Source organism: Mesorhizobium sp. M0018 (assembly GCF_040323955.1).
GTDB lineage: Bacteria > Pseudomonadota > Alphaproteobacteria > Rhizobiales > Rhizobiaceae > Mesorhizobium.
The window spans coordinates 1-19180 of the sequence record NZ_JAMYVL010000037.1 but is presented as its reverse complement, the minus strand read 5'-3'; the positions used below and the strand labels follow the sequence as shown (position 1 = coordinate 19180).

Sequence of the window (19180 nt, the reverse complement as noted above, 5' to 3'; positions counted from 1 at the left end):
AGGCCTAGGTGTCGTCAAACGGCCCTTTAATTGCGGCTGGCTGTCAATCCGGATCGGCGCGACAGCCGATGAGACGCGGATAGACGGCGAAGGGATCGGTCGAGGTAACCCCGGCAATGATTGTCGAAGCCGCCGTATTTTCGAGCGAGAAGATAGGCCGTGTTATCCAGTTCACCACGAATGGCAGCACGGCTTCGTTGAGTTCGCCGCGCCATCATGTGGAGGCAGCGCGTGGTTCAGATTGTTTATCCTCGCCGCCGGATCATGCGCTCGAGATGTTTCCAAGAGCATCCAGCCGTAGCACTCCCCGAGCTGCCCTAACGAGAGAGTTCACTTGGGCCGGGATTACGGCCCTATGAACCTGACGCAATCGATGCAGCTGGCGCTGGCCTCATCGGGCGCGTGGGCGGTCTATCGACATCAATCGGTCGCCGCGGATGTTGGGATGCGCATGCGTCGGCGCACGTAGCGTCGGTACGCCTTGGGCATGTGGGCATTGACAGTGACATGGCCGGAGCGACGTGTTTCAGACGCCGAGCAATTCCAAGGACTGAGCACCAGAACCGAACCTCCCGACGGAATTTCGCGAGCTCATTCCTCCCTCTCGTCCTTATCAAAAGGCCGCTCGCGAATTCGCTGGCGAGTATATCTCCGCTATGATATACATATATCACTCATGAGGATATACAAATGCCGCTCTTCATTCGCGATCCCGACGTCGACGCCATGGCCGTCGAGCTGCAGCACATTACCAACGCGCGCAGCAAGACCGAGGCCGTCAGAACCGCCTTGCGCCACGAGATCGAGCGCAACCGCGGCAGCGTCCCGCTGCGCGAGAGACTTGCCAAAGTCAAGGAAATGGCGCGGCGGATCGGGCCGGCCAACCCTGATTTCGATATGAAGAAATTCACCGACCAAATGTGGAGCGACGACTGATGTTCGTCGATGCCTCGGTGATCGTTGCCATCCTGAACGAGGAACCTGGCGCGGAAGAACTGGAAAAGCGGCTCGCGGCCGCGACCAAGCCGCTGTATACCTCCCCGCTCGTGCGGTTCGAGGCAGTCCAAGGTCTCGCGCGAGCGTCGGCCGAAGCCATCAAAAAGAACGCCAAGCCCACGGCCAACATGCTGGCGCAAGCCCGTGATACCGTCGACGCCTTTTTGATCGAGATCGCCGGCAAGGAAATCATGATATCCGGCGACATCGGCGACCGGGCGATCGAAGCCAGCATGAAATACGGCAAAGCAGTCGGGCACAAAGCCGATCTCAATTTCGGCGATTGTTTTGCCTACGCTTGCGCGAAGGCTCACCGGCTTGCCCTGCTTTACAAGGGCAATGACTTTTCACAAACTGATCTGGCGTAAGGCTTTCCTGGCCTTGCATCGCGGCGCGAGAGCCGATGCGCCCTTTTGCATGCTTTGGGCGAATCGTCGTCTTTCATGGTTAAACGCAATATTACGAGGAACGTTCGCTGGAGCACTGGTTTTCTTCGGCACGATCACCGTCCAGGCACAGCGGGCAGACGGCATCTTCTGGGTGCTGCGATCGGGTGGGCCATGCCGCGATCTGCCAGGGGGCGATACGGCCCTCGCACCACTGGCTACAACCGCTTCGTTCGATGGCGGAAAGCAGGTGTCTGGGATCGGCTGATGGACGCCATTACCGAGGCCCATGACGGCACGGTGCAGATGATCGACACCTCTATTGTTCGCGTCCATCAGCAGGGTGCGATGGCAAAAAGGGGAATCGAGATCATTGTCTCGTTCGTTCCCGAGGCGTGCTGACGACCAAAATCCATGCTCTTGTCGACGCCGAAGGCAGGCCGATCAAGCTGACGCTCACGCCGGGCCGGAAGAGCGACATCGCCTCCGCAGTGGATATGATCAAGGATTGGCGCGAGGGTGCCATGCTGCTCGCCAACAAGGATATGATGCCAACCCATTGCGCAATGTCATCACCGAGCGAAAGCCATGGGCCAACATCCCGCCTAGAGCCAACCGCAAGGACCCGATCTGCTTCAGTCGCTTCCCTTACAAGGGCGCGCAACTTCGTCGAACGCTTCTTCGACAAGGCTAAGCAGTTCCGTCGCATCGCAACTCGATATGACAAGCTGGCAGAAACTACCTTGCTGCCCTGAAACTCGTCTCAACTCGCATCTGGCTACGCGGTGATGAGTCTACGTCCTAGCGTTTTGCGTGCCCTCCCCGGTTGTCATTCACCGCGCATCGTCGCCTGGAAGGTCGGCAGGTGCTTCTTCTGTGCCTCGAGCATTTTCTCGCGATAGACGCCGTAGATGACGTCGGTGTCGTGCAGTGTGACGCCGGCAATTGTCGGCGAAGCAAAAACCGGCAGTTCGATGCCGCGTTTCGAAAGCGCATCGGCGGTGCGGGCGATCAGCTCATGCGCCAGGATCATGGCAAGCACGGTCGACGAACCGGAGACCGGACGGCTCCAGCCCTCGACCGGCACGATGGCATCCTCGATCGGCGAGCAGGTGTCGATGACAAGGTCGGCGGCATCGGCAAGCCGTTTGCCGGAAGAGTGCGTCGCCGGCTTGTCGAGATTGTTCTTGCTAGTTATCGCAACGACGAAGATGCCGCGTTTTTTCGCATAAAGCGCGGTGTCGATGCCGGACGAATTGCGGCCGCTGTGGCCAAAGATGATGATCGAATCGCCTTTGTTCAGCGGCTGGTGGTCGAGGAATTTCTCGGCGTATTTCTCGGTCCGCTCCAGCCACAGAAGTTCGCGCACGCCGCCGGCGCCGAGCACGTTATGCCACATGACACGCGGGTCGGTCAGCGGATTGAAGCCGACATAGCTGCCGTAGCGCGGAAACACTTCCTGGACCGGCAACACCGAGTGGCCCGAGCCGTAAAGATGAACCAACCCCCCGCTCTCGAGCGTGTCGGCAAAGCGGCTGGCCGCTTCGCCAAAGGCTTCGGCATTGGCTTTCGAGGCCTGTTCGATGAGGGCGGCAAGGCGAGGTATGTAGAGATCGGACACGTCGGTACTCCTGTTATGTGTCGGCTTCGGTAATGGCTCAGCTTCTTGCAGTTGGCGCGGCGCGACCGGCACGCAGCGTCGAGCGGATTTCGTAGCGGTCGCCACGCATAACCGAGACGGTGAATTCGAACGGGCCACGCTCGTCGGTGGTGATGCGCTCGACCACGAAAGCGGGGCTCCCCCCAGGCAGATCGAGCAACTCGGCATCCGCCGTCCCGACCGCGCCAACACGGTAGTTTTCGCGCGCCGCGACCGGCACGATGCCGTAATGGCGTTCCAACGCTTCGTAGAGCGAGCCTTGCAACAGGCCGGCATCGAGAAAGCCGGGCACGCGCGCGGCCGAGAGTTGCGCAGTCTGAATACCGATCGGTTCGTTGTTGCCGAGCCTGAGCCGCCGGATGCGCACCACCGGATCGCCCTCCTCGATCTCCAGCGCTCCGGCCACGGCGGCATTGGCGGTGGTCAGGCTGCAGTCGAGCAATCGCGAGCCGGCGACCACGCCCATATTGCCCATTTCCTGCGTGAAGCTGGTGAGTTCGCGGGTGCCGGCGACCAGCGTGGTGGAGCGCACGAAGGTGCCACGGCCATGTTCGCGCCTGAGCAGTCCGTGCTCCTCAAGATTGCGCAGCGCGTGGCGCAGCGTGATGCGGCTCACCCCGAATAGGGCGCACAGTCTGTCTTCGGCCGGCATCTGGTGGCCGGTCGCCCACTCGCCACTCTTCACGACGGCGCGGATGGCCTCTTCCACCTGATACCAGAGCGGCTCGGGCCTTCGGCGGTCGGGCAGCTGGAAGCTAACTTGGCTCATCTTATCTGCCTCCACTGTGCTCCGGCGAGACCGGCCAGCGAGGCGCCGACGAGACCGGCGCGGGAGCCAAATTCGCCGGACCGCAGCACGACATCGCGCAGATGCGGCGGCAGCTGACGCCGCAATGCCGCAAGCAGCCTCGGTCCAACGACGTCCAGCGCATCGGCAAGCCCGCCGGAAATCAGGACCGCCTGGGTGTCAAGCAGCGCGACCGCACCCGCCAAGGCAGTACCCAGCCGGCGCGCCGGCAGCTCCAATGCGTCAAGGGCGGCCGTCTTGCCACCCCGGGCCGCCTCGACCAGCCTGCCGCCATTGGCAAGCCCGATCTGGCGCGCCGCGGCGTCGAATGCCCGCCCGGAAGCGAAGCGCTCCAGCCAGCCGCCGCGGTCGTCGCCTTCATCCTCGATGTCGGCGCAGGCCCAGCCGAATGAGCAAGCGCCGCCACGTACGCCGGCGACGATGTGGTTATTGGCCAGAACGGCGGAGCCGATACCGGTGCCGATCGCCAGCAGGATGGCATCGGACAGGTCTTTTGCGGCACCTTCGACCGCTTCGGCCAGCATGGCGACCTGCGCGTCATTGCCAACGGCAACGCGCAGACGAGGAAACAAGGCCGCGATGTCGATGCCGTCGAGATAGGGCAGGTTCGGAATCCAGCGGCAGACCGAGCCCTCGACAAGCCCCGGCACCGCTAAGCCAAGTGCCTCGACCGGACCGGCCTCGGCGCGCAACGCACCGACGCGGGCGACGAAGGCATCAAGACTTGCTGGTGCGGGCTCGCGGCTGAGCATCTCCAGCCAGCGAACATCGCCGGTATGGATAGCGGCGCGCAAGTTGGTGCCGCCAAGATCGATGGCCAGAACGCGTGTCATCGAGAGCGACTCCGACTGGCTGCCGCCCGGTCCTCGGAGCGCCAGGTCCACGACGCCACGGCGTCGTCGGCTCTGGTCGGCAGTGCGGTACAGACTCCGGTGCACGCGGCGCCAAAGCCGATCGGGCTGAGCGCAGCGTGTCGATGAACCATGCTTCGTCTCCCATTCGACATCGGCATCCTTTGCAAGCGGCGCCCGGCAGCCGAGAGGCTGCCTGTCTCCGCCGCGGCAACCAAAAGCGGCTCAGTGTCATTATAACGACATGACTTCGATCGCAAGAGGTTTTGGGGGATAGCCAGCAGTGAGAAACAGCTCGAGCCATAGCACTTAAACTCCTGTTTATTATCTGTGATCTCCCTTCCCAAAACCGGAGTAAGAAAACGCCGCAACGCCGGCAGGAGCTCTCCACGAAGATAGCGCTTGCATCGTTGCTTCTGCTTGTCATAACGTCATGGACATCGCTGTGTGGCTATGCGGAGGGTCGGATGTCTTTGGCTTGGATTTCGAAACTGGCACTTGCTGCAGGGTTGTTGGCCTCGCCCACCATTGGTTGGGCCCAATCGGTCAACATCTCCTATCTGACCCACTGGTCGCCCGAAACGGTCGCTTTGCTGGACGCCGCGGCCAAGGACTACGCCAAGAGCGATCCGGATGTGACCGTCACCGTGCGCGCCGTCCCCTTCGGCGATCTCCTGACGACATTGCGTTCCCAGGGCGGCAGCTCGGACGGGCCGACGATCGGCGGCATCTATGATTTGTGGCTGCCCGAACTGGCGCGAGACAAGCTGGTCGCGCCGGCCCCCGATGCAGTTGCCGGCGAGGTCAAGAGTGCGTGGCCGGCCGGTGTCGTCAGTGCAGCCTCTGTTGGCGCCACGCTTTACGGCATTCCAAACGAGATCGACGTCTACGCGCTGAACTACAACAAGGAGCTGTTCAAACGGGCAGGCATTACAGCCGCGCCGAAGACCTGGTCCGAATTGAAGGATGCGGCCCAGAAGCTGACCAGGAAAGATGCCGGCCAGCAAGGCTTCGGCATGATCAATTCCTGGGCGGCGGGCGTCGTCCATCCCTTCGCCTCGCTGCTGGTCTCCAATGGCGGCGAGCTGGTCAAGGACGGCAAACCGATGCTCGACAGTCCTCAAGCCGGTGAGACTTTCCAGCTTTACGAGGACCTGATCAAGTCCGGCGCCAGCGATCCGGCGATGGCCACGGCCGACGCCAACACAACCGGCCCCTTCCTAGACAATTTCGTCTCCGGCAAGACCGGCATGATCATCATGGCCAACTGGTGGGAAAGCGCATTGAAGAGCGGCATGGGCGACAAGTTCTCCAATATCGCCACCGCACCCATCCCGGTCGGTCCGAGCGGCGACAAGCCGCACTCGATCTCCTATTCATGGATGACCGTCGTCAACGCCAATGCCGGTCAGGCCGAGCAAAAAGCGGCATGGGATTTCCTGGTATGGCTGAACAGTCCGAAGTCCGGCAAGAACGGCGCATCGGCAATGTCGGATATTCTGATGTCGATGGGCATCCTGCCGACGCGGACCTCCGACATCGAAGCCCATAAGGACAAGCTCGGTTCCGAGTTCCTGTCCGGCTATGTCAGCGTGCTTGCTGACGCCAAGCCCTTCCCTGTCGTCCCGGGCGGCCAGGAGTTCAGCGAATCGCTGCAGCAGACGCTCGAGGCGTTGCAGTATGGGCAGCTCTCGGCCAAGGATGCGCAGGCGAACGCGCAGGCCGATGCCGTCTCGATCCTGGAGCGTGCCGCCAAATAGCGAAGGCGCTGTTTCGAGAGCCCGACGCTTTGGAAGCAGAGCGATGATCAAGAGCTATCGTGCCTCGGTGGGCATCATGCTGGCGCCCGCCGTGACACTGATTGGCGTTTTCATCCTGCTGCCGATGCTGCTCACCATCTGGCTGTCATTCCAGGACTGGTCGACGCAGACGCCTTTTTCCAATGCGAGCTTCATCGGCTTCGACAATTTTCGCGAAATATTCGGGCCGACCTCGGTCGGGCGGGATTTCAAGCGAGCGCTGCTCAACACCGCCATCTACACGGCATTGTCGGTGATGCTCATCCTGCCCCTTTCGGTAGTGTTCGGCTTGATGGTCCACCAGCGCGATGTCGCAGGCGGTACGGCGCTGCGGACCGTGTTGTTTTCCACCTACATGGTGCCGATGATCGCCGTGACGCTGGTCTGGTCGAAGCTCTATTCGCCGAGCGAGGGGCCGCTCAACCAGGTGCTCGGTCTCGCCGGCATCGGCCCGCAACTCTGGTTGTCCTCGCCAAGATCGGCGTTGATCTCGATCGTCGTCCTCAATGTCTGGCAGCAGATCGGCTATTTTACGGTGCTGGCCGTTGCCGGGCTGACCCAGATCCCAGGCAGTCTTTACGAGGCGGCGACGCTTGACGGCGCCAACCGGCGCGAACAGTTCCGCTTCATCACCTTGCCGCTATTGAGCCGCACGCTCTTGTTCAGCGCCGTCATTGCCATCATCAACGCCGTGCAAGTGTTCGAGCCGGTGGCGCTGATCACCCAAGGCGGGCCGGTCGGCTCGACCAACGTGCTGACCTACCATATCCGCCGAGTCGGCATCGAGCGGGCACAAGGCGGGCTGGGCTCGGCCATGGCAGTGATGCTGATGCTGTCGCTGATCGTCATTGTGTGTGCGCTGTTTGCATTCGCCAACCGGAAGGATGACGAATGAGCGCGCCGGGCCGCTCAGCATCGAGCCGGTTGGCGCGCAAACGCCTGGCGGGCCGCAGAGCACTGCTCGCCACGCTGATGCTGCTGGTTGCCGTGGCCTCCGCCTTCCCGCTGTTGTGGATGGTGCTCTCCAGCCTGAAAACGCCGGCCGAAACCATGCAGGTGCCGCCGGTGTGGATACCGCGCACGCCGACCCTCGAAGCGTACGAGAAAGTGTCCGGCGTCATCAATGTCGGTCGCTCGATGTGGAATTCGCTCGTGATCGCCACGATCACCACCGCCGGCATTCTGGTCACCAGCATGATGGCTGGTTACGCCTTCGCCAAGCATCACTTTCCCGGCCGCTCACTGCTGTTTTCGGTGCTGATCGCCACCATGTTCCTGCCGCCGATCGTCACGCTGATCCCGCTTTACCGTCTCGTCGGATCAATCGGCCTGAACGCCAGCCTTGCCGGTATTATCGTGCCCAATCTCGCCAATGCGTTTGGCATTTTCCTGATGCGCCAGTTTATAGCCGGCGTGCCCGACGATCTGATCGACGCAGCGCGGATGGATGGGGCGTCGGAACTCCTGATCCTGTTCAAGATCGTCGTGCCGAGCGTGGCGCCGGCAATCGCGGCACTGGCGCTGTTTGCCTTCGTCTATCACTGGAATAGCTATCTCTGGCCGCTGACCGTTCTACAGGGCAATGCACACGAATATCCGATCGTCATCAGCCTTAGTCGCCTGCTCAGCTACAACAGAGGCGCTCTCAACACGGGACTGGTGATGGCTGGCGCGACGCTTGCCGTGCTCCCGCCACTGGTGCTCTTCGTCTTCCTGCAGCGCTTCTTTGTGGATTCGATCGTCGGCCCGGCGGTCAAGGGATAGCGTGGGCGGCACTGCCGGCATCCGTCTGGCTGTCATCGGGACGCGCTGGTGCGCTGAACGGAGCTAAGCAGATGACCGCGTTCTGAGAGCCATCAGTTCATCAGTACAACTGGCCGCGAATGCCTCCACCACGTTAGCTGCAACTAGTGAATCGCACGCTTGGTACCCGCCCCAGGCCGTTTTCACAGCTCCCAGAAAAGCGGCGCGGCCCTGCTCGTTTGCAGACGTTCGGAAGGTCACGGGAAGGTAGTGATTGGACCCTGCGTTTAACGGTGACCTGCCTCATCTCGGGAAACTAGCCCCGATCGAGGAATTTGCGCCCCCGCGAGAAGCTCTCGCTCGAATAGTTGCTCGAACTCATGCGACGCGAGCTGGGTCAGAGCAGGACCGCGATCTTCAGCTGTTCGCTTCGCCCCGCTGCGGCTATTCCGCGCGAGGGCGTCGGCTTCGTTGATCTGGTTAGGGTTCTTTCTTCCGCAGGTCCTTTACAACATCGAGAAAAGCCCGCAGGGCGGGCGGCACGGCTCGATGTCCGGGGTAGTAGACCGCAACTTCTTCCGGTGCTGGCGTCCACGCGGTCAGGACCTTGCGTAGCCGGCCATCGGACAACGCGGCTTCGGCGGCCCAATCCGCCACATAGGCGATGCCCAGACCCTCTATTGCGGCTTCGACCATCAGTTCCTCGTCATCAAGGACGATGGGGCCGTTTGCCCCGATCACCAGTTCCTGGCCTGCGCGTTCGAACTCCCATCGATAGAGCTTGCCGCTGGGCATACGGTGGCCGATGCAATGGTGGCGTTGCAATTCCTCGGGCGTTCCCGGCTCCCCGAAGCGATCGAGATAGGCGGGTGACGCGATACAGATGAACGTCAACGCGCGTGCAAACGGCACGGCGATCATGTCTTTGGGAATTGATGTGATGAGGCGCGCGCCGGCATCGAACCCGCTGGACACGATATCGATGAGCCGTCCCTCGACGACGATGTCCACGGTCACGTCCGGATGGCCCTCCGCCATCTGCGGAAGAACCGCGCGAACGAGAAGCCCGGCCACCAATCGCGGTGCGTTGATGCGGACCGTTCCTGCGACATTGCCCCGGAACCCCGCGACGCTGTCGAGCGCCTCGTCCAGCGAGGCGAGCGCCGGCTGAAGACGGTCGAGCAACCGGAACCCGGCTTCTGTCGGCGAGACGCTGCGTGTGGTGCGGTTCAGAAGTCGCACGCCCATGCGTTCCTCGAGCGCACGCATCGCATGGCTCAATGTGGAAGGTGCCGTGCCGATCTCGTCCGCTGCGCGGCGGAAGCTACGGTATGTGGCAACGGCGACGAAGGCGGTGAGATCGTTGAGCGACGGGCGGGGCATTGATGGGGATTTTGCATTGTCCCATGCCGATTTCAACGGCTAATGCGCGCAATGCGATTGCCCTATCTCCTGCCTGGATCAATTGGAGAAATGAGAAATGGAAAAGGCCTGGCTCATAACGGGTGTGTCTTCTGGTCTAGGCCGGCTGCTGGCGGAGAAGACCCTGATCAGGGGAGACCGCGTCGTCGGTGCCAGTCGCAGCGAGGACGCACTTCCCGACCTGCGTGCAAGTTACCCCGAACGGCTCCGCATCGTCGCAATGGACCTCAAGGACCAGAGCTCGGTCCGCGCCGCGGTCGACCGGGCCTTCGCGGCATCCGCTCGGATCGACATCGTCGTCAGCAATGCTGGCTATGGCCTGCTCGGCGCGGCTGAAGAGGCTGGCGATGTGCAGGTTCGGGACATCATCGACACCAATCTCATCGGCTCGATCACGCTCATCCAGGCGGCGTTGCCGCATCTGCGCAGCCAGGGTGGTGGTCGGATTCTACAGGTATCGAGCGAGGGAGGCCAGATCGCCTATCCGGCTTTCAGCCTCTATCACGCGACCAAGTGGGGTATCGAGGGGTTCGTCGAATCCGTGGCGCAGGAGGCTGCTCCCTTCGGCATCGAATTCAGCCTTGTGGAACCCGGGCCGGCGCGGACCGGGTTCGGCGGCAATCTCGCGCGGACCAAGCCGCTTGCGGCCTATGAGGGAACCCCCGCCGATCAGGTCCGCGAGGCGCTCCATGGGTCTTGGGTAATCAAGGGCGACCCCGACAGCATGACGGACGCAATGATCAGGCTTGCCGATCAGGATGCTCCGCTCCCGAAACGGCTGGTGCTCGGTGCCGAGGCCTATGCCGGCATCCGCAAGGCACTCGGCGGACGCATCGAGGAGCTCGACCGGCAGAATGACATCGCGGTTGCGGCGGATTTCACAGACGAGGAGTTGGCGCGGCTGTGACCCCCGGCTCCGGCCCGCTGCTCGTGCCCACCTCTTATCAAGACAGAAAGGAACTTGAGATGCCTACACGTGACGCCGTCTACCCGGCCAACCGGCACGCGTTATACGATATCCACCGCTATTCCGCAGCCATTCGGTCCGGCGATCTTCTCTTCGTGTCGGGTCAGGTCGGGAGCCGTGAGGACGGCTCGCCCGAGCCCGTATTCGAGGATCAGGTTCGACGGGCCTTCGCCAATCTGCGCGCGGTCTTGGCGGCCGCCGGGTGCAGCTTCGACGACGTCGTCGACGTCACAACGTTCCACACCAACCCGGACGAACAGATCGAGACAGTTCTGGCCGTCCGAGCGGAAGAAATCGGTGCACCTCCCTACCCGAACTGGACCGCAGTGGGCGTCAATTGGCTTGCGCGCTTCGATTTCGAGATCAAGGTCATCGCCCGCATCCCTTCGACGACGAGCAGCCAGCCGGCGGACAAGCGCTGATCGCTCGCCCTGCAGTTCTGTATTGGCTATTTGGGGCCGAAGGCAGCCTGTCAGCTTTGTGTCCGGAGCGGAGATAGCTGACCTCCACCTGCGAGAACCGAGGTCGTGAACTGACCAAACAGATTAGGTTCGTTCGGTCAGCGTACCGCAAGGGAATCTCGCAGCCTGTTGTGTATCTTGGCTTTCTAAAGTTCGAGAGAGGTGCTGAAGGTCGAGAACTCTTCATCTGTGATCGGGACCACGTGCTGCGGCTCGGGTAAGCGCCCGTCTGCACGTCGGATACGAGCTCGCGATAGGCGGCAATACGCTCGCGTTGCAGCCGCTCATATTCGGCGGCGAAGTTGCGGTAGGTCTTGGCGTGGCGCGGCCTGTGGCCAGCGGTGTGGCCAAGCATGTCCTCGCTGAACAAATACTGCGCGTCGGCATTTGGGCCGGCGCTCGTGCCGAGCATGATCATCGGTGTATTCCGGGTGATCAGTTCGGCGACCGGTCGGAGACCACCTCCAGCTCGGCGCCAAAGCAGCCTATGCCTCCACCTTCGCGTATGAGCTCCGAAATTCGTTCGGAGGCACCACTTTCAGATCTCTCCAACTCGAGGACCGGGATGTCGGAGGCAAGAACGCGCCGGAAACGACGGGAGAACCCGTAACGGCGAATGTTGTCTTCAATCAGTCGCGCGGAACGCGACAGAGTGGTCACGACACAGAAGCTGTGAGCGACAAGGCTGACGGATGAAGCGAAGCCTTGCCTATACCGATGACGGGCTTGGTAGCGATGGCCCTTTCCGCGTCGAGACCCGTTTCGTCTAAGCAGGCAATGATACGGGCGTCGACATTGTCCATTTCCGCCGCGACCACCTGCTTGAGCAGGCCCGCTACGGAGAGTGCACCGTCAAATGGCCCTTCGATCGCTTCAGGTCCAGCCGTTGGCATGCATGCCCACTATCTTCGTCCCCGGATCCGGCGCCGCCATGGCGGCTGCGACGATCCCGCTGGTCATCGAAGCGGTCGTGTTGGGATTGATGATGGCAATTCGCATTCGGGGCATCCTGGCTTGGTTCCGCTCAGTCACAAGGATGCCAGCGCGCTGGACATCCGCTCCAGCCCTCGGCGCAGCAGAGGACGCGGGCAGCCGACATTCAGGCGGATGAAACCTTCGCCGCCAGGCCCATAGACGCGGCCGTCATACAGATTGACCCCGGCCTGATCGACAAAGAACTTCTGAATTCCACCCACTCTACGATCGAGCGCGCACGCGTCCAACCACACCAGAAACGATGCGTCGGGCCGCATGGGCGTAATGCCTGGAAGGTATTCGCCGGCGAAGTCACAAACCAGATCAATGTTGCTGGCGATGTAGGATGTGAGTTGATCGAGCCAGGGCGCGCCGGTGCTGTAGGCAACCTCCAGGGCCAGGCGGCCGAAAAAGTTTGCATTTACCATGAATGAGGCCTGCATCGCGGCAAGAAGCTGCTCGCGGCGCTTTTTGCTCGCCACCGCAATGGTTGCCGAAGGCACCCCGGCGAGGTTGAAAGTCTTCGTCGGAGCGGTGCAGATGAACGACTTCTCCGCGGCATCGTCCGAGATGGAGGAGAAGACGATGTGCGGGTGGTCCGACAACCTTATGTCGCAGTGAATGTCGTCGGATATGACCAAAATCCCATGGCGCTCACAAATGTCGTTCAGCGCTGTCAATTCTTCGAGTGTCCAGGCCATTCCGGCAGGATTGTGAGGATTGCACAGCAGGAACACCTTGGCGCCGCCGGCCGCCAGTTTCTCGAAGTCTTCCAGATCGAGTTCATACCTGTCGTTTTGCAGCCTCAGCCGGTTCGTGAGCAGAATCCGGCCATTTCCCTGAACCACTTCGAAATAGGGCGAGTACACGGGTGACTGAACGATGACGCCGTCACCAGGCTTCGTGAAGGTTCGCAGTATCGCAGCGACCGACGGCATGATCGCCGGCGCGGGGAGCAGGGTCTCCAGCATCGGCGACCAGTTGTGCCGGCGTGTGAACCACGATTGCACGATCTCATAGTGGCGCGGATCGCGGCGTGTGTAGCCGTAAATGCCATGGTCCGCGGCCTCGCGCAGCCGCGCGATGACGGTTTCCGGGGCACGAAAATCCATATCCGCTGTCCATAGGGAGAGCAGGTCCTGGCCTTGCACCTGAGGAGAGAACTCGTCCCACTGGTTGGCCCATTTGACGGATCCGAATTGCTGGCGGTCGTGGATTTGGTCGAAATCTATTCCCACAATATTTTGTTGCCCAACCGCCGATGCGGGCGTGTCTGCACAAGCCATTTGATACTCACCTGGAAAATCTACTGCCACGGTTACGGGCCGCTTTGCGTCTGCGGACTTCCCTATTTGAGGATTTGCGCCAGAAACTGCCGCGCTCGTTCCGACCGGGAGTTGGTGAAGAACTGATGGGGCGTATTGATCTCGACGATCTCCCCGCGGTCCATGAACACCACGCGATCGGCCACCTCCCGCGCGAAGCCCATTTCATGCGTCACGCACAGCATCGTCATACCTTCACCGGCGAGCGACACCATCGTGTCGAGCACCTCCTTGACCATCTCCGGATCGAGGGCAGAGGTTGGCTCGTCGAAGAGCATAATCTTCGGGTTCATGCAGAGAGCCCGGGCAATTGCAGCACGTTGCTGCTGGCCACCCGACAGCTGACCCGGGTAGCTGTCCGCCTTTTCCGCAATTCTGACGCGCTCCAGATAATGGCGCGCCAATTCCTCAGCTGCCGTCCGCGGCATCTTCCTCACCCAAACAGGCGCAAGCGTGCAATTCTCAAGCACCGTGAGGTGGGGAAACAAATTGAAGTGCTGGAAAACCATCCCGACGTTGCTGCGAACTTCGTCGATCTTGCGCAGATCCCCGGTTACCGCTTTGCCGTCGACGATGATCTCGCCCGACTGATGCTCCTCGAGATGGTTGACGCACCGGATCATCGTCGATTTGCCCGACCCCGAGGGGCCGCAGATCACAATGCGCTGCCCCTGTGGCACCGACAGGTTGATGTTCCTGAGCGCATGGTATGAACCGAACCATTTGTTGACGTCACGCAGTTCAATGGCCATCGCCTTGTTGAAGGGCTGTCCCTTCGTCGATGCGTACATTGCTTGTGGCATCATCGTCGCGTCCTAAGATTTGTGGCCGCGCGCCAATTGGCGCTCCATCGATTGCGAGTAACGGGACATGCCGAAGCAAAAGCCCCAGTAGACCAGTCCCGCAAAGAGGTAGCCGGTTGATGAGATCGTCGGGCCTGCCCAGTTCGGATCGACGCGCGCCGTTTCGATGGCTTTCAGGAAATCCGCGATGCCGACGATGGCGACCAGAGTCGTGTCTTTGAACAGACCGATGAAGGTGGAGACGATGCTCGGTATGACGATCGTCAACGCCTGGGGGAGGACGATCAGGCGCATTATGTCGAAGTAGCTGATCCCAAGCGCCTTCGCCGCCTCGTATTGGCCCTTCGGGATCGCCTGAAGGCCGGCCCTCACAACTTCGGCCATATAGGCGGACGAGAACAGCGCTATCGCCATAAGCGGGCGCAGGAGACGGTCAGGCGTCAGATAGTCCGGGACGAAGAGCGGCATCATGAAGTTCGCCATGAACAATACCGTGATAAACGGCACCCCCCGGACGACTTCGATGAATGTGACGCAAACCGCCTTGACGAAAGGGAGTTCGGACCTGCGTCCAAGCGCCAGGATAACCCCGATCGGAAGCGAGAAGACGATGCCCACAATCGACATCAGCAACGTGATCAGGAGACCGCCCCAGAGCGTCGTATCGATGACAGACAAATGGAGCCAGGCGACCCCGCGCACGAGAACGAACGCGGCAACGGGGTAGACAAGGAAGAATAGCAACGCCGCCACTTTGCGCCGCGGAGCCTTCGTCCACAGGAGCCAAACGATGAGGATGGCGCCGATAGCCTGTGCGAGATCAACGCGCCACCGCTCGGAAGCCGGGTACGCGCCGTATCGCAGGTAGTCGAACTTCTCGGCAATGAAAGGCCAGCAAGCTCCTTGGCTGTTCGTGCGGCAAGCCTCGCGACCGCCGCTCCAGACCGCGTCGAAGATCGCAAAGCTCAGAAAGTGACGCAGCAGCCACACGGCGAAGAGGAGAAAGCATACTGTCAGCGCGCCTGAAAACGGCGTCGAAAACAGATTCTTTTTCATCCAGGTCACTGGACTTGGCCAAACGTCAGCGGGGGGGCGCCATCGCTGGTATGAGCGCGCTGCTGACAACTGGCGAATGCATGGACTGATCGCTCATGCGTCACCTCTCGACGATCGCAAAATGTCGGTTACACGCGTTCATGGCCAACGACGTGGCAAGGGAGATAACGAGATAGACGGACAAGGTGATCGCCATGACCTGGACGGCGGCGCCGGTCTGGTTGAGTACCGTCCCGGCAAAGATCTGAACGAGGTCGGGATAGCCAATGAACACCGCAAGCGACGAGTTCTTGATTAGATTGAGATACTGGCTTGTCAAAGGCGGGATGATAATACGCAGCGCCTGCGGAACAACGACAAGGCGAAGCGTCTTGCCCGGCGCCAGCCCCAGCGCATACGCAGCCTCGCTCTGGCCCTTTGGCACTGCCTGGATGCCACTCCGGACAATCTCGGCGATGTAGGATCCGGTGTAGACCGACAGACCGATCAGGAGAGCGGCAAACTCTGGATAGAGTTGATGTCCGCCTTGAAAGTTGAAACCCCGCAGCTGCGGCGCGACAAACGAGACCGGCTCGCCAGCCGCCAGGAACACGATCAGCGGAAATCCTATCAAGGTCGCCAGGCTGACCAAAAATACCGGCAGCTGCTTGCCAGTTCGTTTCTGGACACTCTTGGCGCGGAACCAGAATGCAATGCAGCAGAAAACGGCCGCTACCAATGCCAGGCCCACAAGCCCCGCCCCCGGATGCCACTGGATCTCCGGAATGATGAGGCCGCGATTGTTGAGGTAGATGCCGCCGGGGATGGCGATGGACGCCTTCGGGGAAGGCAACGGCTTGAGGACGGCGTTGTACCAGAACAGCAGCTGCAGCAATAACGGGACATTGCGCACAAGCTCGACATAGGCGGTCGCCACCTTCGAAACGATCCAGTTCGGCGAGAGGCGGGCAACGCCGATGACGAAGCCAAGCAAGGTGGCCAGCAAGATTGCGAGGAAGCTGACGTAGAGGGTATTGACCACTCCCACCCAGAAGGCCTGACCGTAGGTGGATAGTGCATCGTACGGTATCAGGGTTTGATTGATGTCGAAGCCGGCAGCCTCACCCCAAAAATCGAATGAGAGCGGAATCCCCCGGACCCGCATATTCGATGCGGTCTGCATGCCGATGCCCAGAGCCAATGCCAACAGGCAACCTGCGAGCAAGAGCTGGTAGAAAACGCCGCGCACTTTCGTATCGTGCAGCGATAGGCTCCTGCGCGAGGGCGCTGGAAGCGACAAATCGGACATGGCGTGTTCCTATCGGGATCTGTGCAAGGCGCTGGCGGTAACGCGCAAGCGCCTTGCAACCATGCTTTGCCTAGCGAATCGGCGGAGCGTACTGAACGCCGCCTTTGTTCCAGAGCGCGTTCATGCCGCGCTCCATTTTCAGCGGCGAGTCCTTGCCGACATTCCGATCAAACACTTCGCCGTAGTTACCGACCTGTTTGATCACCTCGACCGGCCAGTCGTCGCCGAGCCCGATGTCCTTGCCGATGCTGCCTTCCACGCCAAGCAGACGGCGGATGCTGGGATTGTCCGACGACTTCATAGCATCAACGTTTTTGGAGGTGACCCCGTATTCTTCGGAGGCCACCATGACGTAAAGCGTCCACTTCGCCACATTGAACCACTGGTCGTCTCCCTGCCGCACTGCCGGGCCAAGCGGCTCCTTGGAGATCAGTTCGGGAAGAACGATGCTGTCGTCCGGCTTGGCCATGCGAAGCCGCGATGCGTTCAAGGTAGAGGTGTCCGCCGACAGGACGTCGCAACGCCCCTCCTCGTAAGCCTTCACGACAGCTTCCTCGTCGGCGAAACCAACCGTGGTGTACTTGATCGACTGCGAGCGAAAATAGTCGGCAAGGTTCAACTCCGTCGTGGTGCCTTGGGTGACGCAAATCGATGCGCCCTCGAGCCCCTTGGCTGATGTGATGTTGTCCGCCTTGCGCACCATAAATCCCTGACCGTCATAGAAGTACGTCCCCGCAAAAAGTATGCCGAGAGACGTATCGCGCGACGATGTCCATGTTGCGTTGTGTGCAAGAACGTCGATCTCCCCCGACTGCAAGGCGGTGAAGCGATCTTTCGGCGTCAATGGGATGAACTTAACCTTTTGCGCATCCCCGAGCACGGCAGCGGCCACGGCGCGACAATAGTCGACCACAAATCCGGTCCATTTGCCTTCGTTATCGGGAAGGCTGAAGCCAGCCGTGGCCGAATTTGTGCCACACGTCAGCACTCCATTCTTTTTGACATTGTCGAGGGTTGCGGACCATGCCGAGGAGGCAGTGCACGCGATAGCGAGGGCAAGAAAGCCCTTGAACATCGATCTCATTTCGGTATTCCCCTGTTTTTGTTGAAGGGAATGTGGCCTCAAGTATGACTATTCGTCAAATTGACTGTTCTCATTGCGAAAATGAGCGTCATTCATAATTGAGGAGGCGCTCGCTCTCGGGTGAAAGGGAGCTTGAGTGCTGATCGGGCTAGTTTGCTTGGGGCGGGCTAATCGAATGAGCGACGGCGCGCGCGACCTATGGTGCAGCCAACCCCGGTGCTCCGACGGTTGACCCTTGGTCTCTCTCGGTCCGCGACTCGTTGTAGATGCTCATGATTATTTCCCGGAGCCATTTGGTACCCGGGTCATTCGCCATCTGGCGGTGAACAATGAGCCAGGCATTCACATTCGATATGGCAAGGGGCGGCGGGACCAACGTCACCTCACTCCTCTCGTCCAGAATTTGCAGGATGGCATCGCCGCAATGGGTAATCAGTTCAGTGCCGCGAAGCGCCCAGGGCAGCACCAGATAGTTCGAGATGGTCGCAACGACATTGCGCCGGAGACCATGCTGCTTGAGGGCGGCATCCGCGAGGCCTTCTGCCAGACCATCTGCGGAAATCTGCAGGTGAGAACTGGCCAAATATGTTTCCAGTGTCATTGCGTTCCTGGCGATCTTGCTTCCACTCCACACCGCGCAAAACAATCGATCCTGGCCAAGCTCCACCTTCAAGAGACCTGGGTCGTCGCGTATTGCCGCTCCCGTCAGTGCACAGTCGACTTGTCTCAAATAGACCGATGAACCGATTTCGGGTCCGTTTGCGGGAATGACGTTCAGCGTCGCGCCAGGCGCTTGCCTCGAAAATTCCCGTATGAGCCCTGGGATGAATATCATGGCGTGATAGTCAGTGAGTCCCACGCGAAAGTTGCGTCGCGTCGTTGCTGGATTGAAGATCTGATGCCGGTCGATCGACGCGCGGATCGTAGCCAGCGCAGCAGAAATATCTGACAGCAACTCCACTGCCCGAGGGGTCGGTCGCATTTCGCCCCCGTCTCTCGTGAACAATTCGTCCTGCAATAAATACCGAAGTTTTGATAGGGAATGACTTACAGCTGATTGTGTTCTTCCCAATTCGGCAGCTGCGCGCGTTACGCTCCTTTCACGCATCATCACGTCGAACACTCTCAGCAAATTGAGATCGATATCATCGAAACTCATGAGACCTTCCCCGTTTTCATCATGCCTCGCCTGCATGCTAACATCGCTTCCAACGCGCGAACGATGCCATGGCGAACAAATGCGACCCTTCGACCTGCGGGGTCAACGTTCCCTGTTGGGAAATCAATATGTTAGCGGAGGGTTCGCCAACCCATTCCTTCGCATTCTCTCGTATGGTCTGGCTAACCTAAGGACCAGGGATGTCTACGACTCGCTGCCCCTTAGGCTGAGGCCAGACTGACCTGTTGGCGCTTCGGCTGCCGTGCCGAAACCAGGGTGGCGAACTGGTCCACCGCCTGCCCGGCCCGCGCCAGAACCAGCGAATCTACGAGCTTGCCGTCGGCAAAGTCGCTGTCACTGCCATAGACGGCGCTCGGCACCGTCAGGGCGGAGTAAA

General features: G+C 60.6%; 23 protein-coding genes. 9 read left to right on the top strand and 14 right to left on the bottom strand.

The window, feature by feature from the left end; all coding sequences use genetic code 11:
• Positions 1 to 43 precede the first annotated feature (43 nt).
• On the bottom strand, positions 44 to 190 hold the full coding sequence (locus NKJ81_RS30365; protein ID WP_352542710.1) for a hypothetical protein: 147 nt from the start codon (positions 188 to 190) through the stop codon (positions 44 to 46).
• A 500-nt stretch (positions 191 to 690) separates the two neighbouring features.
• Here NKJ81_RS30365 and NKJ81_RS30360 point away from each other — a divergent pair, with 500 nt between their 5' ends.
• The 4 genes from NKJ81_RS30360 to NKJ81_RS30345 all read left to right on the top strand — a co-directional run bounded on the left by NKJ81_RS30360 (position 691) and on the right by NKJ81_RS30345 (position 2137).
• The gene (locus NKJ81_RS30360; protein WP_023678723.1) at positions 691 to 936 is read left to right on the top strand and encodes a type II toxin-antitoxin system VapB family antitoxin; all 246 of its coding nucleotides are present in this window, start codon (positions 691 to 693) and stop codon (positions 934 to 936) included.
• Positions 936 to 1364 carry a type II toxin-antitoxin system VapC family toxin gene (locus NKJ81_RS30355; protein WP_352542709.1) on the top strand — a complete coding sequence of 143 codons (429 nt, stop codon included), beginning with the start codon at positions 936 to 938 and terminating at the stop codon, positions 1362 to 1364. The genes NKJ81_RS30360 and NKJ81_RS30355 overlap by 1 nt, the downstream gene beginning before the upstream one ends.
• Positions 1365 to 1649: 285 nt before the next feature.
• Positions 1650 to 1784 carry a hypothetical protein gene (locus tag NKJ81_RS30350; RefSeq protein WP_352542708.1) on the top strand — a complete coding sequence of 45 codons (135 nt, stop codon included), beginning with the start codon at positions 1650 to 1652 and terminating at the stop codon, positions 1782 to 1784.
• The gene (locus NKJ81_RS30345) at positions 1778 to 2137 is read left to right on the top strand and encodes a transposase (RefSeq protein ID WP_352542707.1); all 360 of its coding nucleotides are present in this window, start codon (positions 1778 to 1780) and stop codon (positions 2135 to 2137) included. The genes NKJ81_RS30350 and NKJ81_RS30345 overlap by 7 nt, the downstream gene beginning before the upstream one ends.
• A 74-nt stretch (positions 2138 to 2211) precedes the next feature.
• Here NKJ81_RS30345 and NKJ81_RS30340 read toward each other — a convergent pair whose 3' ends face one another.
• From NKJ81_RS30340 to NKJ81_RS30330, 3 genes are read right to left on the bottom strand one after another with little or no spacing between them, the layout of a single operon-like run.
• The gene (locus NKJ81_RS30340) at positions 2212 to 3003 is read right to left on the bottom strand and encodes a sugar isomerase domain-containing protein (RefSeq protein WP_352503533.1); all 792 of its coding nucleotides are present in this window, start codon (positions 3001 to 3003) and stop codon (positions 2212 to 2214) included.
• A 37-nt stretch (positions 3004 to 3040) separates the two neighbouring features.
• The gene (locus tag NKJ81_RS30335) at positions 3041 to 3811 is read right to left on the bottom strand and encodes a GntR family transcriptional regulator (protein WP_352542706.1); all 771 of its coding nucleotides are present in this window, start codon (positions 3809 to 3811) and stop codon (positions 3041 to 3043) included.
• A complete protein-coding gene (locus tag NKJ81_RS30330; RefSeq protein ID WP_352475028.1) occupies positions 3808 to 4683 on the bottom strand; it encodes an ROK family protein in 876 nt (291 codons plus the stop codon). Before NKJ81_RS30330 ends, NKJ81_RS30335 begins: the two co-directional genes overlap by 4 nt.
• Before the next feature lie 485 nt (positions 4684 to 5168).
• Between NKJ81_RS30330 and NKJ81_RS30325 the strand changes: the two genes are divergently transcribed.
• From NKJ81_RS30325 to NKJ81_RS30315, 3 genes are read left to right on the top strand one after another with little or no spacing between them, the layout of a single operon-like run.
• Entirely contained in the window at positions 5169 to 6461 is a 1293-nt protein-coding gene (locus NKJ81_RS30325; RefSeq protein ID WP_352542705.1) for an ABC transporter substrate-binding protein, read from the top strand.
• Between the two features lie 43 nt (positions 6462 to 6504).
• Complete coding sequence (locus tag NKJ81_RS30320) at positions 6505 to 7395, top strand: carbohydrate ABC transporter permease (RefSeq protein WP_352503539.1); 891 nt, start codon at positions 6505 to 6507, stop codon at positions 7393 to 7395.
• On the top strand, positions 7392 to 8264 hold the full coding sequence (locus NKJ81_RS30315; protein WP_352542704.1) for a carbohydrate ABC transporter permease: 873 nt from the start codon (positions 7392 to 7394) through the stop codon (positions 8262 to 8264). Before NKJ81_RS30320 ends, NKJ81_RS30315 begins: the two co-directional genes overlap by 4 nt.
• Before the next feature lie 459 nt (positions 8265 to 8723).
• Here the strand turns inward: NKJ81_RS30315 and NKJ81_RS30310 are convergent, their stop codons facing one another.
• Positions 8724 to 9626 (bottom strand): LysR family transcriptional regulator, encoded by a 903-nt coding sequence (locus NKJ81_RS30310; RefSeq protein ID WP_352542721.1) that lies wholly within the window; start codon positions 9624 to 9626, stop codon positions 8724 to 8726.
• Between the two features lie 97 nt (positions 9627 to 9723).
• Here NKJ81_RS30310 and NKJ81_RS30305 point away from each other — a divergent pair, with 97 nt between their 5' ends.
• Together NKJ81_RS30305 and NKJ81_RS30300 are read left to right on the top strand one after the other, a co-directional pair.
• On the top strand, positions 9724 to 10572 hold the full coding sequence (locus NKJ81_RS30305; protein ID WP_352542703.1) for an SDR family oxidoreductase: 849 nt from the start codon (positions 9724 to 9726) through the stop codon (positions 10570 to 10572).
• Positions 10573 to 10631: 59 nt separating this feature from the next.
• A complete protein-coding gene (locus tag NKJ81_RS30300; protein ID WP_352542720.1) occupies positions 10632 to 11054 on the top strand; it encodes a RidA family protein in 423 nt (140 codons plus the stop codon).
• Here the strand turns inward: NKJ81_RS30300 and NKJ81_RS32775 are convergent.
• From NKJ81_RS32775 to NKJ81_RS30265, 9 genes are all read right to left on the bottom strand, one after another.
• Complete coding sequence (locus NKJ81_RS32775) at positions 11002 to 11505, bottom strand: 3-methyl-2-oxobutanoate hydroxymethyltransferase (RefSeq protein ID WP_502904357.1); 504 nt, start codon at positions 11503 to 11505, stop codon at positions 11002 to 11004. The two genes, NKJ81_RS30300 and NKJ81_RS32775, sit on opposite strands and share 53 nt — an antisense overlap.
• A gap of 244 nt (positions 11506 to 11749) precedes the next feature.
• Positions 11750 to 11986, bottom strand: coding sequence for an aspartate/glutamate racemase family protein (locus NKJ81_RS32770; RefSeq protein WP_502904354.1), 237 nt, complete (start codon positions 11984 to 11986; stop codon positions 11750 to 11752).
• Positions 11967 to 12092 (bottom strand): hypothetical protein, encoded by a 126-nt coding sequence (locus NKJ81_RS32765; RefSeq protein WP_352871706.1) that lies wholly within the window; start codon positions 12090 to 12092, stop codon positions 11967 to 11969. The genes NKJ81_RS32770 and NKJ81_RS32765 overlap by 20 nt, the downstream gene beginning before the upstream one ends.
• A 29-nt stretch (positions 12093 to 12121) precedes the next feature.
• A complete protein-coding gene (locus NKJ81_RS30290; protein WP_352542702.1) occupies positions 12122 to 13354 on the bottom strand; it encodes a MalY/PatB family protein in 1233 nt (410 codons plus the stop codon).
• Between the two features lie 62 nt (positions 13355 to 13416).
• A complete protein-coding gene (locus tag NKJ81_RS30285) occupies positions 13417 to 14145 on the bottom strand; it encodes an amino acid ABC transporter ATP-binding protein (RefSeq protein ID WP_502904356.1) in 729 nt (242 codons plus the stop codon).
• A 63-nt stretch (positions 14146 to 14208) separates the two neighbouring features.
• On the bottom strand, positions 14209 to 15252 hold the full coding sequence (locus NKJ81_RS30280; protein WP_352542700.1) for an amino acid ABC transporter permease: 1044 nt from the start codon (positions 15250 to 15252) through the stop codon (positions 14209 to 14211).
• Positions 15253 to 15352: 100 nt separating this feature from the next.
• Positions 15353 to 16540 (bottom strand): amino acid ABC transporter permease, encoded by a 1188-nt coding sequence (locus NKJ81_RS30275; protein ID WP_352542699.1) that lies wholly within the window; start codon positions 16538 to 16540, stop codon positions 15353 to 15355.
• A 70-nt stretch (positions 16541 to 16610) separates the two neighbouring features.
• The gene (locus NKJ81_RS30270) at positions 16611 to 17624 is read right to left on the bottom strand and encodes an amino acid ABC transporter substrate-binding protein (protein WP_352503547.1); all 1014 of its coding nucleotides are present in this window, start codon (positions 17622 to 17624) and stop codon (positions 16611 to 16613) included.
• 196 nt (positions 17625 to 17820) lie between these two features.
• Complete coding sequence (locus NKJ81_RS30265; protein ID WP_352503548.1) at positions 17821 to 18783, bottom strand: LysR family transcriptional regulator; 963 nt, start codon at positions 18781 to 18783, stop codon at positions 17821 to 17823.
• Between the last annotated feature and the right edge of the window lie 397 nt (positions 18784 to 19180).

Coding starts and splice junctions, on each gene's coding strand:
- NKJ81_RS30305 (WP_352542703.1), top strand. CDS start 9,724: ATGGAAAAGGCCTGGCTCATAACGGGTGTGTCTTCTGGTCTAGGCCGG.
- NKJ81_RS30320 (WP_352503539.1), top strand. CDS start 6,505: ATGATCAAGAGCTATCGTGCCTCGGTGGGCATCATGCTGGCGCCCGCC.
- NKJ81_RS30330 (WP_352475028.1), bottom strand. CDS start 4,683: ATGACACGCGTTCTGGCCATCGATCTTGGCGGCACCAACTTGCGCGCC.
- NKJ81_RS30350 (WP_352542708.1), top strand. CDS start 1,650: ATGGACGCCATTACCGAGGCCCATGACGGCACGGTGCAGATGATCGAC.
- NKJ81_RS30300 (WP_352542720.1), top strand. CDS start 10,632: ATGCCTACACGTGACGCCGTCTACCCGGCCAACCGGCACGCGTTATAC.
- NKJ81_RS32770 (WP_502904354.1), bottom strand. CDS start 11,986: ATGCCAACGGCTGGACCTGAAGCGATCGAAGGGCCATTTGACGGTGCA.
- NKJ81_RS30270 (WP_352503547.1), bottom strand. CDS start 17,624: ATGAGATCGATGTTCAAGGGCTTTCTTGCCCTCGCTATCGCGTGCACT.
- NKJ81_RS30310 (WP_352542721.1), bottom strand. CDS start 9,626: ATGCCCCGCCCGTCGCTCAACGATCTCACCGCCTTCGTCGCCGTTGCC.
- NKJ81_RS30290 (WP_352542702.1), bottom strand. CDS start 13,354: ATGGCTTGTGCAGACACGCCCGCATCGGCGGTTGGGCAACAAAATATT.
- NKJ81_RS30285 (WP_502904356.1), bottom strand. CDS start 14,145: ATGGCCATTGAACTGCGTGACGTCAACAAATGGTTCGGTTCATACCAT.
- NKJ81_RS32765 (WP_352871706.1), bottom strand. CDS start 12,092: ATGCGAATTGCCATCATCAATCCCAACACGACCGCTTCGATGACCAGC.
- NKJ81_RS30355 (WP_352542709.1), top strand. CDS start 936: ATGTTCGTCGATGCCTCGGTGATCGTTGCCATCCTGAACGAGGAACCT.
- NKJ81_RS30360 (WP_023678723.1), top strand. CDS start 691: ATGCCGCTCTTCATTCGCGATCCCGACGTCGACGCCATGGCCGTCGAG.
- NKJ81_RS30280 (WP_352542700.1), bottom strand. CDS start 15,252: ATGAAAAAGAATCTGTTTTCGACGCCGTTTTCAGGCGCGCTGACAGTA.
- NKJ81_RS30325 (WP_352542705.1), top strand. CDS start 5,169: ATGTCTTTGGCTTGGATTTCGAAACTGGCACTTGCTGCAGGGTTGTTG.
- NKJ81_RS30275 (WP_352542699.1), bottom strand. CDS start 16,540: ATGTCCGATTTGTCGCTTCCAGCGCCCTCGCGCAGGAGCCTATCGCTG.
- NKJ81_RS30335 (WP_352542706.1), bottom strand. CDS start 3,811: ATGAGCCAAGTTAGCTTCCAGCTGCCCGACCGCCGAAGGCCCGAGCCG.
- NKJ81_RS30315 (WP_352542704.1), top strand. CDS start 7,392: ATGAGCGCGCCGGGCCGCTCAGCATCGAGCCGGTTGGCGCGCAAACGC.
- NKJ81_RS30265 (WP_352503548.1), bottom strand. CDS start 18,783: ATGAGTTTCGATGATATCGATCTCAATTTGCTGAGAGTGTTCGACGTG.
- NKJ81_RS32775 (WP_502904357.1), bottom strand. CDS start 11,505: ATGCTCGGCACGAGCGCCGGCCCAAATGCCGACGCGCAGTATTTGTTC.